Source organism: Sneathiella sp. D3-11, assembly GCF_055809395.1.
This window is the reverse complement of the sequence record NZ_CM147911.1, coordinates 2079840-2095254: the sequence shown is the minus strand read 5'-3', so window position 1 is coordinate 2095254 and position 15415 is coordinate 2079840. Positions and strand designations below refer to the sequence as shown.

General features: G+C 50.5%; 14 protein-coding genes, 1 tRNA gene and 1 pseudogene. 9 read left to right on the top strand and 7 right to left on the bottom strand.

Annotated elements, in window-relative coordinates:
- Positions 1 to 69 precede the first annotated feature (69 nt).
- Both AC0L73_RS10670 and AC0L73_RS10665 read left to right on the top strand, forming a co-directional pair.
- Entirely contained in the window at positions 70 to 1407 is a 1338-nt protein-coding gene (locus AC0L73_RS10670; protein WP_227948237.1) for a heterodisulfide reductase-related iron-sulfur binding cluster, read from the top strand.
- Between the two features lie 14 nt (positions 1408 to 1421).
- Positions 1422 to 2021, top strand: a complete 600-nt coding sequence (locus tag AC0L73_RS10665) for a DUF3501 family protein (protein ID WP_227948238.1) — start codon at positions 1422 to 1424, stop codon at positions 2019 to 2021.
- A 6-nt stretch (positions 2022 to 2027) separates the two neighbouring features.
- On the opposite strand, the gene AC0L73_RS10660 is transcribed toward AC0L73_RS10665, so the two are convergent.
- A complete protein-coding gene (locus AC0L73_RS10660) occupies positions 2028 to 2525 on the bottom strand; it encodes an SH3 domain-containing protein (RefSeq protein ID WP_227948239.1) in 498 nt (165 codons plus the stop codon).
- A 181-nt stretch (positions 2526 to 2706) separates the two neighbouring features.
- Between AC0L73_RS10660 and AC0L73_RS10655 the strand changes: the two genes are divergently transcribed.
- Positions 2707 to 3693: a 2-hydroxyacid dehydrogenase gene (locus AC0L73_RS10655; protein ID WP_227948240.1), complete on the top strand. Its 987-nt coding sequence runs from the start codon at positions 2707 to 2709 to the stop codon at positions 3691 to 3693.
- A 64-nt stretch (positions 3694 to 3757) separates the two neighbouring features.
- Positions 3758 to 4390 (top strand): trimeric intracellular cation channel family protein, encoded by a 633-nt coding sequence (locus AC0L73_RS10650; protein ID WP_227948241.1) that lies wholly within the window; start codon positions 3758 to 3760, stop codon positions 4388 to 4390.
- Positions 4391 to 4452: 62 nt separating this feature from the next.
- Here AC0L73_RS10650 and AC0L73_RS10645 read toward each other — a convergent pair whose 3' ends face one another.
- The 4 genes from AC0L73_RS10645 to AC0L73_RS10630 all read right to left on the bottom strand — a co-directional run bounded on the left by AC0L73_RS10645 (position 4453) and on the right by AC0L73_RS10630 (position 9207).
- A complete protein-coding gene (locus AC0L73_RS10645; protein WP_227948242.1) occupies positions 4453 to 5064 on the bottom strand; it encodes a VPLPA-CTERM sorting domain-containing protein in 612 nt (203 codons plus the stop codon).
- Positions 5065 to 5422: 358 nt separating this feature from the next.
- Entirely contained in the window at positions 5423 to 6052 is a 630-nt protein-coding gene (locus tag AC0L73_RS10640; RefSeq protein ID WP_473653726.1) for a MarC family protein, read from the bottom strand.
- A 76-nt stretch (positions 6053 to 6128) separates the two neighbouring features.
- Positions 6129 to 8990, bottom strand: coding sequence for a DNA polymerase I (polA, locus tag AC0L73_RS10635; RefSeq protein ID WP_473653725.1), 2862 nt, complete (start codon positions 8988 to 8990; stop codon positions 6129 to 6131).
- Between the two features lie 37 nt (positions 8991 to 9027).
- Entirely contained in the window at positions 9028 to 9207 is a 180-nt protein-coding gene (locus AC0L73_RS10630; RefSeq protein WP_227948245.1) for a zinc-finger domain-containing protein, read from the bottom strand.
- A gap of 247 nt (positions 9208 to 9454) precedes the next feature.
- Between AC0L73_RS10630 and AC0L73_RS10625 the strand changes: the two genes are divergently transcribed.
- From AC0L73_RS10625 to AC0L73_RS10605, 5 genes and pseudogenes are all read left to right on the top strand, one after another.
- Entirely contained in the window at positions 9455 to 10342 is an 888-nt protein-coding gene (locus tag AC0L73_RS10625) for an AEC family transporter (RefSeq protein WP_473653724.1), read from the top strand.
- A 49-nt stretch (positions 10343 to 10391) separates the two neighbouring features.
- Entirely contained in the window at positions 10392 to 11339 is a 948-nt protein-coding gene (locus AC0L73_RS10620) for an ABC transporter ATP-binding protein (RefSeq protein WP_473653723.1), read from the top strand.
- A 126-nt stretch (positions 11340 to 11465) separates the two neighbouring features.
- Positions 11466 to 12655: pseudogene (locus tag AC0L73_RS10615) on the top strand (metal-dependent hydrolase family protein).
- A gap of 107 nt (positions 12656 to 12762) precedes the next feature.
- Positions 12763 to 12957, top strand: coding sequence for a hypothetical protein (locus tag AC0L73_RS10610; protein WP_227948249.1), 195 nt, complete (start codon positions 12763 to 12765; stop codon positions 12955 to 12957).
- Between the two features lie 80 nt (positions 12958 to 13037).
- Positions 13038 to 13114, top strand: a tRNA-Arg gene (locus AC0L73_RS10605).
- Between the two features lie 476 nt (positions 13115 to 13590).
- Here the strand turns inward: AC0L73_RS10605 and AC0L73_RS10600 are convergent.
- Both AC0L73_RS10600 and AC0L73_RS10595 read right to left on the bottom strand, forming a co-directional pair.
- Entirely contained in the window at positions 13591 to 14544 is a 954-nt protein-coding gene (locus tag AC0L73_RS10600) for a hypothetical protein (RefSeq protein WP_473653722.1), read from the bottom strand.
- Positions 14545 to 14655: 111 nt separating this feature from the next.
- Complete coding sequence (locus tag AC0L73_RS10595) at positions 14656 to 15081, bottom strand: hypothetical protein (RefSeq protein ID WP_473653721.1); 426 nt, start codon at positions 15079 to 15081, stop codon at positions 14656 to 14658.
- Positions 15082 to 15415 lie beyond the last annotated feature (334 nt).

Genomic DNA, 15415 nt, shown 5'->3' with positions numbered 1-15415 from the left:
TTCAATTTCCGGGATAGCGAGTTTTAGATTCGCTATCCCTTCGCTCCCAGTTACATTCAGAGGAATATTATGCGCGAAGGAAGTTTGGACGCGCCGACACGGCACATTATTGACTGGAATAATCCAGAATTCTATGACGAGCAGAAACTGGACGACGAGTTGCGCCGTGTGTTTGACATTTGCCACGGCTGCCGACGTTGCTTTAATTTATGCGATTCCTTCCCTCGCCTGTTCGATCTTATCGACGCCTCTGAAACCGAAGAACTCGATTCTGTCTCCTCGGAGGATTTTAAACCGGTCGTCGATGCCTGTACGCTCTGTGACATGTGCTTTATGACCAAATGCCCATATGTACCACCGCATGAGTTCAATCTGGATTTTCCGCATTTGATGCTGCGTTATCGCGCTGTGGAAAAGAAAAACGGCAAAGATTCGTTTGTAAGCCGGGAGCTTTCCAAGACTGATCGCAACGGTAAACTCGCCGCCCCCGTTGCACCACTTGCAAACTGGGCTACAAAAACTTCCAATGGAATGACCCGCGGTATTATGGAAGCGACGCTCGGCATTGATAAGCATGCCGCTCTTCCCAAATACCAGTCCAAGACCCTTGAGGTCCGCGCCAAAGAAAACCCGCTGGAAATCAACAAAGATGCCCCGGCCTATGGTCGCAAGGCGGTCATCTATGCCACTTGCTTTGGTAATTACAACAATCCCGCCACCGGGGAAGCCACCCGTAAAGTGCTGGCCAAGAATGGTATTGAGACAGAAGTTGTCTATCCCGGATGTTGCGGCATGCCGCTGATGGAACAGGGGGACCTTAAGGGCGTCGTTGAAAATGCCAAAAAGGTTTCTGCAGACCTCGGTAGCTGGATTGACAAAGGCTACGATGTCATTGCGCTTGTCTCTTCCTGCGCGTTGATGCTGAAGTTCGAATGGCCATTGCTGGCACCAGACGATGCGTCCATAGCGAAACTCTCGAAGGCGACCTTTGATGTCGCGGAATATGTAATGGAATTCGCCAAGAAGGAAGGTATCGCAGACGGCATGCAACCCATTGGTGATAGCATGGCCATGCATCTCGCGTGCCACGCACGGGCCCAGAATATGGGCGCGAAGGGAGCGGAAGTGCTCCGCCTCATCCCCGATGCCAAAGTCGCGGTAATTGAGCGGTGTTCCGGCCACGGCGGCTCTTGGGGGATCATGAAAGGCAATTATGAGACCGCACTCAAGGTTGGCAAGCCGGCAGCGCGCACAGCTCTCAAATCCAATGCAAAATATATTGCATCCGAATGCCCGCTGGCGGCAGAGCATTTGTTGCAGGGAATTGAAAATCTCGGAACCGATGGAGCCGAAGAAAAAACGGCCTTACATCCGATTGAACTTTTGGCCAAAGCCTATGGTCTGTAAAAGGAATAATTGTTATGACTGCCGCTCAAAAACGTGAAATTACGCCGGAAGATATTCTGCCCCTCGCCGAATATCAGAAAATTCGGAAAGAACATAAACAGAAGCTCATCCCTATAAAAAAGAACCGCCGGGTAGAAATCGGCCCTTTTGCGACATTCTACTTTGAGAATTACGACACCATGTGGTCGCAAATTCAGGAAATGCTGTATATCGAACAAGGGGGCGATGAGCAGTTAAAAGACGAACTTGAAGCCTATAATCCGCTCATTCCAAACGGGTCGGAACTCGTGGCAACACTGATGATCGAAATCGATGATCCGGTTCGCCGTGACTTTATGCTGCGCCAGCTCGGACATATCGAGAGGACGATTTATCTCTCCATTGGCGGCGAGAAAATCTACGCCGTGCCGGAAGAGGAAGTGGAACGCACTACGGATGACGGCAAAGCCTCCTCCATCCATTTTCTCCATTTTCCCCTGACCGAAACGCAGAAGGCTGCGTTCAAAGACCCCGCAACGGAAATTCAGCTCGGTATCGAGCATGAAAACTATGGACATATTGCACTGATCAAGAGCGACACGCGCACTTCGTTGGCCGAAGACCTGAGCGCCTAAGTCGGACTAGCGAATTTTCTCGTTCTCATATACCCCATAGAACTGGTTGGCCATGAGCCAGCCAGTGAGGCCGGCAATCTCGATTTCGCACCAGCGCCCGTCGCATTCTTCCAACTTGCCAACTACTCCCGGCTCAGCAAGCAGGACGACGGGGCTGCTTTCGTCAGGATCTTCATAGACCGCCCGAACCTCACCCGTAATGATCAAGGTTCTGCGACTACTGATAAGATTACGGTGCACCCAGCCGATTGAACCATCGGTATCACGGATTTGCCGCCAAAGCTCATACTCCTCAACCACTTCAACCGGCCAGCCGCGGCGGACATAGACCCATTTGATAGGATAGCGGGTCCCCGGCCCGGCGCGGACATTAACCTTATCTGACGACAGGGAGACAAAACGCGGCAACGGCAAGCCGGTCTCCGATCCCGTTGGGCCCGCATTGGACAGGGGAGCGATCAGGATCAGGGTTAAAAAGCCAAGAATAGCAAGACTGCGTTTCAATATGCCAGTACCTTTGTATATTACAGGCGGACGTCATCTTATGCCGCGTGACAGGGCGTCCGGTCAAGGGTTCAAAAAAACTGGTGCCCCTAACCCAAGGTCGCAATTGTAACCGCCCACATGATCTGCTAGATAAAGTCTATTGGTCTTGCCAAAAATCCAGGAACAAGAGAGTCATCAAATGCCGCAGAAGAAACCCATCGTTGTTGTTACAAGAAGGCTTCCGGACGTTATCGAAACCCGTATGATGGAGCTGTTCGATACGCGGCTGAACCATGACGATACGCCGATGACCCAAAGCCAGTTGATCGAGGCGGTAAAGACGGCGGATGTTCTTGTGCCAACCGTGACAGATAAAATCGATCTTGGCGTACTCAGCCAGACGAACCCCAACCTCAAACTAATTGCGAGCTTCGGCACGGGTGTTGATCATATTGATCTGGCCACAGCTCGCCAACGTAACATTACTGTGACGAACACACCCGGTGTCCTGACCGAGGACACCGCCGATATGACCATGGCGCTGATCATGGCGGTACCGCGCCGCCTGACAGAGGGTGAACGTATGATGCGGTCCGGCAACTGGACAGGCTGGTCCCCGACCAGCATGCTCGGCCACCGGATCTGGGGCAAGCGCCTCGGCATCATTGGTATGGGCCGGATCGGCCAGGCAGTCGCCCGCCGCGCACGTGCCTTCGGTCTTTCCATCCATTACCATAACCGCAATCGACTGCCGGAATATGTCGAAAATGAGCTAGAGGCGACCTATTGGGAGAGCCTCGATCAGATGCTGGCGCGGATGGATATCGTGTCCGTCAATTGCCCGCATACGCCGGCAACGTTTCATCTGCTCAATGCTCGGCGCTTGGCACTCTTGCAGCCAAGCTGTTACGTGGTCAATACATCGCGTGGAGAAGTCGTTGATGAAAACGCCCTGACACGCCTACTCCGGAATGGCAAGGTCGCGGGTGCGGGCCTTGACGTGTTCGAACATGAACCCGCCGTCAATCCTCGCCTGATGGAACTTGATAATGTTATTCTTCTGCCGCATATGGGCTCAGCGACGATCGAAGGACGCATTGATATGGGCGAGAAGGTCCTGATCAATATCAAGACCTTTATCGACGGACACACCCCGCCCGACCGGGTTTTGCAGGCGATGTTGTAACAGCGGAACTCTTGCGCTTTCCATCAATCTGGCGGATCATTCGCCATTCACTGAGGGAGGCGTGATGTTTTTGGATTTCGTAACCATTCTTGATCTTATTGGTGTTGCTGTCTTCGCCGCGACAGGCGGACTTGTGGCCAGCCGTAAGGAAATGGACCTGATCGGTTTCGGCATGATGGCCACTTTTACCGGCATTGGCGGTGGTACCATGCGAGATGTCATTCTTGACCAGCCCGTTTTCTGGATCGAGGACCCCCGGTATTTGCTGGTATGTCTGGGCATGGCCACCCTGCTGTATTTTTTCGCCTCCCATGTTCAAAGACGCTACATCGTCCTGCTCTGGAGCGATGCCATCGGGCTGGCCGCATTTGCAGTTCTTGGTGCCGAAATTGCCAGAGGGAGCGATGTTGGCCCCCTCATTGCTGTTGTACTTGGTATAATTACGGCAACTTTCGGCGGACTCGTACGGGATCTTGTTGCGGGCGAAACACCTCTCCTCCTAAAGCAGGAAGTATATGCCACAGCGGCACTTATCAGTGCGGCTGTCTATGTCATTGCAATTGAATTGGGCGGTATAACGCCCCTTATCGCTGCTTGCGGTGCTATTGTGACAGGCTTTTCTGTGCGCGCCGGTGCCATCCTGTTTGGCTGGTCGCTCCCCCGCTATAAACAACGTGCAGGTCGGATCTATAAATAGAAAATAAAAAGCGGTGACCCAAAGGCCGCCGCTTCAAATAGGAGTATCTTTATTAAGGGGGTTTAAGCTACCAATGCTGCGGATTTACGACGCTTGCGCCATCCAAAAAACCCGAGGACAGCAAGACCTGCACCATAAAGTGGCAACGCAGCCGGGAGCGGTACTGCAGATACCGTCATATTTGCATATTCAAATGCGTTGCTTCCCGAGGTAAAGCGAACTTCGTCAAAAACGCCCGTTGCCATGATCGAGGCGACAATGAAGCCCAGACCATTGCTGACACTGCTAAGCTGTGCGTCATCGCCATGTAGGGCGTCTACCCAATTGCCCTGATAGTAAAATTCAAGGCCATTGTAACCATCAACGGATCCCCACATAAAATCGATCGCATAAAAACCCGTGTCAAACATATAGGACGCGTATGACCCTTTCTGTACCGAGGTGTAGGTACCAACGCCATCAAGTGCAGTTCCTTGCCAAGGCGAACGATATTGGTTGGCCACTGATGTGGTCAGGTTCTCATAAACCGTACCAACGGACGTTGTCGGGGATGGAACACCGGTATCCGCAGCAGGTAGATCTGTTGTCCAGGAAACGACGGCTGATTGTGCCGGAAGAGCAAAGAAGCCAGAAAGAGCCGCGACGGCCAAAAATGTCTTAAATAATTTAATCATAGTTTGGTACTCCTACTACTGTTCTTAAATCACGCTACTTACGAAAACCTTTAAATATTACGCCTAACCCTAAAAAAATATTCTTAACGAAGGCCATTTTCGTACGCGCCAGTTAATTGCAAAGCAAAAATCGCAAAATTAATCGCTCATAAATGACGATAACTTGCCTTATTGTCAACACAATTTACCCAATATTTGCGTAAAATCTAATGTAAAATACTGATGTTCCTTAGCAAATCACTCATGCAATTTCGCCACGGCATGTTCACCTTAACTATCTGATATGGTTAATTTTTTCAAATTCATGGTTAATATGCGGGCGATTCGATCTACTCTATAGCGAGCCAAGGAACAAGTGCTATCCCAAAAGCCCGCTATCACGAATGCCATTAAAAATAAACTGCACCGCCAGAGCGGCCAATAACACGCCAACCACACGCGAAATCACGTGAAGCCCAGTCACACCGAGAAGCTTATGCACCTGCGTTGCCAACAGCATCAACAGGAATGTCAGCAGCACCATGCCAAGAAGAACAGCAATCACCAGTGCCGTCTCGACTGTATCCCCTTTCGTCTCGGCGACGAGCAGGACCGCAGCGCCAATCGCGCCATGACCAGCGATTAAGGGCGTGGCCAGCGGAAAAACCGAGACATCCTTCTTGCCTTGCGCCTCGACCTTTTCTTCATCTGTGGCGGTGGTACTGCCAGAGTCACGTGCAAACACCATATCAATCGCGATCAGCAATAGCAAAATACCACCGGAGGCCTGTAGCGCGGGCAAGGTGATACCAAAACTCGTCAAAACCGCTTTTCCAAAAAGCGCAAAGAAGAGAAGTATCCCGCCGCCAATCAGCGAACCTTTCAGCGCCATCTGCCGCCGTTCTTTTGGGGTTGCTCCAACCGTAAGCGCCGCGAACAAAGCTGCCACATCCAGCGGCCCGATTGTCGCGAAAAAAGTTGTAAAGGCAACCAGCGCGGTTTCCAGCATTGAATTCCTTACCATCAAGGTGGAACTGATATGACCCTAACTTGCTCCGGCATATGTCGCAAGGGATGCGTTCCGATTAGTGGGCTTCGCCCCAATTGTCCCCGATCCCGGCATCGACAATCAACGGAACGGAAAGCTCAACCGCTGGCTGGGCGGCGCTCTCCATCACCGATTTGACAATCTCGGATGTTTTCTCTACTTCACCCTCCGGCATTTCGAAGATTAGCTCGTCATGCACCTGAAGCAGCATACGTGCAGAGAGCTTTTCGGTCGCCAAGACATCCGGCAATCGAACCATCGCCCGCTTGATAATATCGGCGGCGGAACCTTGAATAGGAGCATTGATAGCTGCCCGTTCGGAAAAACTCCGCCGAGCCCCGTTTTTATCGTTAATCCCCGGAAGATAAACCCTGCGGCCAAAGAGCGTTTCCACGTAACCATTATCGTGACAGAAACTCTTTGTGTTGCTCATATAGTCCTTGATGCCCGGATACTGGACAAAATACTGGTCGATATAGCCTTGAGCCTCGGTTCTGGAGACACCGAGCTGGCGCGCCAGCCCAAAGGCGCTAATCCCATAAATAATACCGAAATTGATCGCCTTCGCAGAACGGCGCATCATTGGGTCCATGCCCTCAATCGACACACCGAAAACCTGCGATGCCGTTTTCGCATGAATGTCGAGGCCTTCTGCGAATGCCTCTTTCAGGGATTGGATATCGGCGATATGGGCAAGCAGACGCAGCTCAATTTGCGAATAGTCTGCGCTGATCAGTTTATTCCCCTCTTCCGCAATAAATGCCTGACGCAGCTTGCGCCCCTCTTCTGTGCGGATAGGAATGTTCTGGACATTGGGCTCACTGGAAGCCAGCCGCCCGGTGGATGCCGCGGCGAGCGAGAATGAGGTGTGAATGCGTCCCGTCTTGGGATTTATCTGTCCTTGAAGCGCATCCGTATAGGTACTTTTCAGCTTGGAAAGCTGGCGCCAATCGAGAACTTTCTGCGCGAGTTCCACGCCATCCGCAGCCAGCCCCTCCAACACATTAACATCCGTAGTATAGGCACCGGTCTTGCCTTTCTTGCCGCCAGACAGCCCCATTTTATCAAACAGGATTTGCCCAAGCTGCTTCGGCGATCCGACGTTAAATTCTTCGCCCGCGAGATCGTGAATTTCCGCAACCAGCCCGTCCATCCGTGCCCCGAAATCAGCGGAAAGGTTACTTAAGAGCTTGGCGTCCACCTTGACGCCCTCCTGCTCCATCTTTGCGATGACGGGCACTAAGGGTCGCTCAATCGTTTCATAAAGAGTGACGGCTTTCACTTTCACAAGTTGCCGTTTCAGGAGTTGATACAGGCGGAGCGTAATGTCCGCATCTTCCGCCGCATACTCCGTCGCCTTGTCGATGGGCACCTCGGCAAAGGTAATCTGGGATTTGCCGGTTCCGGCCACTTCCTTAAATGGAATCGGGGTTATGCCAAAATGAAGCTTCGACAGTTCATCCATGCCGTGCCCATGCAAACCCGCCTCCTGACAATAGGAGAGAAGCATCGTATCGTCGATCGGCGTGACCTGCACCCCTTCCTGCGAGAGGATGACTTGGTCGTACTTGATATTCTGGCCAATCTTCATCACGCCCGGATCTTCGAGGAGCGGTTTCAGCGCCGCTAGAACCTCCGCTTTCGGAAGCTGAGGCGGGACATCGTCCGCCCCTTTTTCCGCCGCGCCATCAAAATCAAACCCGCCCTGCGACTTGGGATTTACATGCCCAACCGGAATGTAACAGGCATTCCCCGGATGAATAGAAAGGGAAATGCCGACAAGTGACGCCTGCATGGCATTCAAACTGGTGGTTTCCGTATCAACCGCAACATGTCCAATGCGATACGCCTCCTTTATCCAGGCCCGAAGCGCGTCCATTTCAAGGATAGTAGTATATGTGACATTTTCAACTTTCGGCGCGCCGCTCTCTGCCTCGACCGGATCATCCTCAGGCAATGCCGCCGCGTCCTCGCGAAACCCTTTCCCGAAAAACTCCATCACCCGACTGGTGAGTTGCTTGAATTCATTTTCTTTGAGAAAGGCAATCAGGTCTTCGGCGGTTGGCATCTGCACGGTTAGGTCCATGACATCGATATCAAGCTCGACATCATTTTTGAGCGTCACCAGATCGCGGCTGACCCTTGCCATTTCGGCATTCTCGATAAGTTTTTCACGGCGCCCCTTCTGCGGAATTTCCGCTGCCCGCTCAAGCAGGGTATCTAGGTCGCCAAACTCATTGATCAGCAGCGCGGCCGTCTTGATACCAATGCCAGGGACACCCGGAACATTGTCGACGCTGTCCCCTGCCAATGACTGAACATCGATCACCCGCTCCGGTCCGACGCCAAATTTTTCCTGCACGCCCTCTTCGCCAATCATCTTGTTTTTCATTGGATCGAGCATGGTCACGTCACCACCGACGAGTTGCATCAAATCCTTATCAGAGGAGACAATCACGCATTCCATGCCGTTCGCGCGAGCCTGAGCTGCATAAGTCGCGATGATATCATCAGCCTCGAAGCCTTCCTTCTCGATCGCCGGGACATTGAACGCGCGTGTTGCCTCTCGCACTAACGGAAATTGTGGAATCAGATCTTCCGGAGGGGCATCCCGGTTGGCCTTATATTCTGGATAAATTTCAGACCGGAAAGTCTTACGGCTGGTATCGAAAATAACCGCAAGATGGCTCACCCGACCGTCTGCCTGGGTATCCTGAATAAGCTTGAACAGCATATTGGAAAAGCCGAGAACTGCGCCCGTAGGCGTCCCGTCCGAGCGGGTCATAGGTTGCCGCCCTCGAATCATCGCGAAATATGCACGGAAGATGTAGCCCGATCCGTCGACCAGATAAATCCTGTGTTTTTGATTTGGATCGCCCGTGACGTCCGGTTCGGTCATGCCGCATTCCCGTCTTTTACTTCGAAATTCGCAAAAATCAGTGGCCGCCGCTGACCTTCGCGCCCGCCTTCAAAACATATACTCGGCTGCAGTAAGGGCATTCAACCTGCCCCTTGTCCCCCATATTGAGATAGACGCGCGGATGGCCGAGGGAGCCCTTCCCGCCATCACAGGCAACTTTCGGGCTGTCAACTTCAATTGTCTCAATAGCTTGCATAAAGCCGTCTCACTTCTTCTGCTGATAAACGCTGATCGCCAGAGGCTTCATCGAATTCTCGATCTGCTGGCACTGCATGGATGATATCGATTGGGCACAGGGACGCAACCGGGAAATGATGCAATTTACTATTTGTGCGGTGTTATCATAGTCCTGCCGAAAGAAAAATTTGCCTTGCACTGTCAACATGACTAATTTCGGGCTCCGTCAGCGCGCAGGCAGATATATCCATAGACAGGGGGAGCTCGTGGAGGCGCTATTCATTCATGTTACCAATGTTCTTCTCCCAGTGCTGCTATGTGTGGCGGTCGGATACGGGCTTGCGCTATTCAAAACTAATTTCGACACCAAGACCATCGGCAGCATTGTGGGCAATGTTGGCTATCCGACGCTTATCCTATCGCACCTCACCGCCAAGCATATCTCTTTCGGCGCTTTTCTTGGTGTCATGGCAGCGGCAGCAGTCATGATACTCTGCTTCGCTATTATTGCTTTTGCCTTCCTGAAAATCATCCGCAAGCCTGTCCGGGCCTTTCTCTCGCCAATGATATTGAACAACGCTGGTAATATCGGCCTACCGATCAGCCTGCTGGCGTTTGGAAACGAAGGCATGGCAGTCGGCCTTGCTGTTGTAGCGGTCGTTATCGCCGGCATCTTCACCATCGGCATGTGGATCCCTATCGGAAAAGTCTCGTTCCTCGATCTCATTCGACAGCCAGCTGTCTATAGCGTTGTTCTCGCGCTCATCCTGATGGGCACGGGCACCAGCTTGCCCGCACCGATCGCTTCTTGCTTCAGCATTCTCGGCGGACTCGCAATCCCGCTTATGCTGCTCACCCTTGGCTTTACTTTGGCAACGTTGCGGTTGGACGGAATTATTACCGGGGCCTATCTTGCGCTCTTCCATATTGCCATAGCAGCCACCGTCGCCTATATGATCACTTGGTTGTTCGGGTTTACCGGGACCACCCGCGGCGTTTTTATATTGATGTGCCTGATGCCAGCGTCCGTCGCGACATATCTTTGGGTAGAGCGTTACCAAAGTGAATATGCATCCGATGTAGCCAGCTATATCATGATTTCGACATTGCTGACGATTGCTGTAGTTCCGCTCGCATTGACCTTGTGGATATGATGTCGCGATTGTCCAGTTCATTAATAAACTAAGAATTGAAAATAATAGTATGACCGACATAACGTCCACCACACCGGCTTTAAGGGTCCGGGACCTTACAAAAATATACAGAATTAAGGGTCCTGCACCAGATAAGACAGCGTTAAAAAGCATCAATCTGGAGGTAAAGCATGGTTCCTTCTTTGGGTTACTGGGGCCTAATGGCGCGGGCAAATCAACCCTGATCAATATCATTGCCGGACTTGTCAATAAAACAAGCGGAGAGGTTCAGATTTGCGGCTTCGATACAGTAAAAGACATGCGTGCAGCACGAAGTGCCGTTGGCGTTGTTCCACAGGAACTCAATCTCGACGCGTTTTTCACACCGCGTGAGGTGATGGAGTTTCAGGCCGGGCTTTACGGCGTTCCCAAATCAGAGCGGCGTACTGATGAAATCCTCGCCGCCATGGGCTTGAGCGACAAGGCCGATGTTTATGCGCGCACCCTATCGGGCGGCATGCGACGGCGGCTGCTCGTCGCCAAGGCCATGGTGCATCGCCCTGAAGTTCTGATCCTCGATGAACCGACGGCCGGCGTGGATATCGAACTCCGTCAGCAACTCTGGAACTATGTAAAGAAGCTCAATGAGGAGGGAACGACAATTATCCTCACCACTCATTATCTAGAAGAAGCGGAAGAGCTCTGCGACACAATCGCGATCATAAATCACGGTGAAGTTGTTGCTTGTGAGCCGACCGAAGCCTTGCTTGGAAAGATCGACATTAAAAATGTCTGCTTACTTCTTGGTCATGATATCACGGAAGTGCCGGAGCACTTAAAGCAATTCAACGCGACACTTTCTCATGGCCGGCGGATCAATATTTCATATCGTCCGAGCGAGACGAAAATGGCAAAAATTCTCACAGCTGCCGCAGATGACGGCCTCGACATCGTCGACCTCACAACGGAGGAGCCTGACCTTGAAGACGCTTTCCTTCAGATGACGTCCTCAGGTTAGCGCGCCTCAATCGCAACGGCTGGCAACTACTGAATGAGGTAGATTGCATGCTCGATTTTTTATTGGATATGTAACCGTCAATCATGCGATATTGATGGAAACCAAACAAATTAACGGGCAATAGACATGACAGAAATTCTCTATATCGGCGGCGACGTTTTCGACGGCGCAGGCAAGCTTCTCAAAAACCATGCCGTGCTTACAGACGGCGATACGATCAAGGAAGTCGCGCCCTCAGAAAAATTTGCGGACTATAAGGGAGACCGTGTCGATACCAGCGGCGGCACCTTGATGCCCGGGATCGCCGATTGCCATGTCCACCTCGTCTATAAGGGAGAGGCCGATCCTCGCGGCAGCATAGAGGGCGTCAATCCCGGCGAAATAACACTCCGGGTTCTCGAGAATGCACAACTTTCGCTCAAATCCGGCATCACAGCTGTGCGCGATTGCGGCGGACGCGACTATCTGGAATTCCCGGTTCGCGATGCCTGCAACAGCGGACGGTTTTTTGGCCCGAATATTATGGCTTCTGGCAAGATGATCTGTATGACCGGTGGACATGGTAACAAGAATGGCCGTGTCGCAGATGGCTGTGACGAGGTGGTGAAAGCCGTACGGGAGCAGATCCACGCGGGTAGTGATCTGGTAAAAATCATGGCCACCGGCGGTGTCATGACGCCGGGTGTCAACCCGGAAGATGCGCATTATTCCGCAGATGAAATGCGCGTTGGTGTCGCCGAAGCTGCCCGTTTTCACAAGACTTCCGCGAGCCACGCCCAGGAGCAGAAGGAATTATGAATGCGGTGAACGCTGGCATCACTTCCATTGAACATGGTATCTTCATGGACCAAGAATGCCTCGATGCGATGATGGAGCGAGGAACCTATCTCGTCCCGACACTCGCGGCAGTTCAAAATATTCTCAATAACGCAGATCAGGGCATCGCGGATTATGTTGTTGAAAAATCCAGACGCGTGTTCGAGAAGCACAAAGAAAGCTTCAAAATGTTCTACAAAGCTGGCGGCAAGATCGCAATGGGGACTGATGCCGGCACGCCCTTCAACCTGCATGGCGAGAACGCAATGGAAATGGCCTATATGGTCGATTGCGGTATGACACCAATCGACGCATTGAACAGCGCAACCTCGGTCGCTCATAGCCTGATGGAACTCGATAACCGGGGACAAATCAAAACCGGCTTCAAGGCTGACCTGCTCATTGTGAACGGCAATCCGGCAAAAGACATCCTGATGGCGGCTGCGAAGAAAAACCACCGCATGGTCGTTAAGAACGGCCGAAAAGTTGACTTCCCATAACCGATTGGCCCGGCAATGCTGAATTTATCCGAGAATTGATTGGCATCAAATCCAAACCGAACTACATTATGTATAAGGCTACGTTAATGTTGGGAAAGGAGAGATTCATGTCAATGCAAGCAGATATTGAACGTCTTCAAAAGCAAAGCCTGCGTCGACGCCATAGGCTCCAAGGGGAAGCGACCCTCCGGAGAAATTTAACGGATCCCCATGACGCCGATTTGACGGCAACGGTAACAGCCAACCGCCGGAAAGCTGCGAATAAGGACAAGATTGACCGACTGAGGCGCAATAACAGCTGACAGGCGCGGTTATCTTAGAACAGCGCCCTAAAACCATTGCAAGAGCGGATCGCTTGGGCTATAGCAAGGTTCTCATCTCAGCACCCGTAGCTCAGCTGGATAGAGCGCTGCCCTCCGAAGGCAGAGGTCACACGTTCGAATCGTGTCGGGTGCGCCAATCTTTTCAATAAGTTAGAACGCTTGTCGACATTATGAATATATCGCCAGCAATCAAATAGCAATCAATGGGGATGAACTTCGAATAGATTGGCTTTTATCTAGTTCGATGTATTTCATTTGAACAGATATTCTGCGAACTAACGGTTTCCTTAGTATGCCGCAAATGTTATTTCTTTATAAAAAACAATAGTGTAAGCATGGAAATATGTTAAAATAGACTCACAAGTATCTGTTTATGTTTTCCTGAATTGTTGATATTTATATCAATTGCCAGACGAAATCGTATAGTTTGGGCCAAGGAATTAATAGTTTTTGAACCAAATTTCTTGAAAATAGGCCTTGAAGAGCAATGTTCGTAGTGTTTATATTCACTACAAAGTGGAAAGGAGTTCGATATGCTATTCAACAATACTACTATGGTTCTCCATCCCGGCGGCGGCGGCGGCGGCGGCGGATGAACGGCTAATTTTTATTTTACTCTCTAGAAAATCTGAAGTTGAATTGTTTTCCGTCTAGTGTCTCATTGGTATTTTTATACTGCCAACAGTTCTGACCATTGTCAGTCGCGGAAAATGTAAGATGTGATTGGTTAATGGCTACACCTTGGTTTTGGCATTTTATTTGCCCAAGACTACTAGTGAAGTAGATGCAAAAATTTGCATCTGTTGTTGAATCAGCGTCAGACGTTTTAAACTCCCAATTAAAGTCTGCGACCTTTCTTTTAATAAGCTTCGCCATAAATTTTGGCCAACTGTAACTGATCTCAATGTTTCGTGTTTCTCCGGGATTTATCTCTGGTAAAAAGAATATGGCAAACCGCTTGCGCTTTAATTCATTTTCCAAAACGAGTACGGCAATATCTTTGTCTTTATCATTGCAAGAACAACTAATTTTTAGGTCTTTGATAGATTGAAGTGGGGCAGATTCTTCATCTGCCGAAATCCAAAAACTCCAAAAATGGGCGGTTTGAGTTGAAGTTGATATAAGCAGCTTCTGCTCGATACGCGTATCACCATTTTTCTCTACGTAACAAAAGTATTCTAACTTATCAAAGTTTACTCTTGGCTTAGGCTTACCATCATAAAGTTGGCTTACAATCTTTTTACTGTTATATGCAAAAAAACTAAGGTCATCTTCTGACTTTTGGAGCTTGAAGAACAATCGGGCGAAGCCGCCTGTAAGCCCCACAATTATTGCTCCAACCCCCAGAATAAATAAAAATAGAGCTAAAAAAACCGCAATATATGAAAAAACATACTCGCCAGCCTCAAGCGCAATGCCTTTTTCAGACACTTTTTCAACTAAGAGAACAGGGTAGGGAACTAAAAAATTTGCAATGGTCCCAATTGTTAAAACTAGCGCTAGGAGACCTCCAATTCCTCCAATTAGAATTTTCCAATAGCGGATAAAAAAATTAGCTTTTTCCATCTCCCCCCTTGGCCGCATGTAAAACGCGCAATCTATCATATACAATACTCTACATCTTATAGGGTTTTTGTATACTACCTTTAACCCTCACGCCGCCAAAGCGAACTTAGGTCAAACCCCAAATCCAAACCGATGCGCTGCCATCGCGTTGCAACGCTGCTCATATCTCAAACCCTTCTCCCTCAGTTTCTCGTAAGTTTTCCGGTGCATACCTTTAGGCTTGTCAGGGAACCAATCATCAATGCAGGTACTCCCGCCAAGCCGATGCCGGATAGCTTGCGCCTGTGATAGATAGCGAAACATCGGGCTTTCCTGCTGGCTTTCATATCCGAGCCTGTAAGCCGTCCTACTGGCGAAAAGGTCACCGCCTGGGGGAGAATGTAGCTTTGCCACCCTGGAGCCATTTGCCGGGCAAATAAACCACCATCGCAGCCCGCCGTAATGGGGGCGGGTGGCTGTCAAACGAACCTTGTAATCCATCGGCTTGCCATCGCTGGTATAGTGCAACCGCATCCAGGCAGCATTCTGGTCAAACATGTTTGCCTCATAGCCAATGCTCGCCCTTTTTTCGCCCGTTCTCTCACTTCGCCAGGTGAGGGAACCTGAAACCTGTCTGCCTGGAACGATTGCTTTTTCCCGGATCAATTTAAAAAGGTTTAAGGTTAAACCATCTTCCACAACTGTCTTTTTGTTCCACCTATACCAGGATCCGGAACCAATACCGCCCATAACCGCCCCAATTATTTTTGTCGAAATCAATAGGGAATTATACCATAAACGGGAGATTTCTGCATAAATTTACGTGCAAAATCGGGCGTTTTCCACGACGCAAGAGTATCTATTTTAGTCTACTTTAGACAACGTCGGGCGG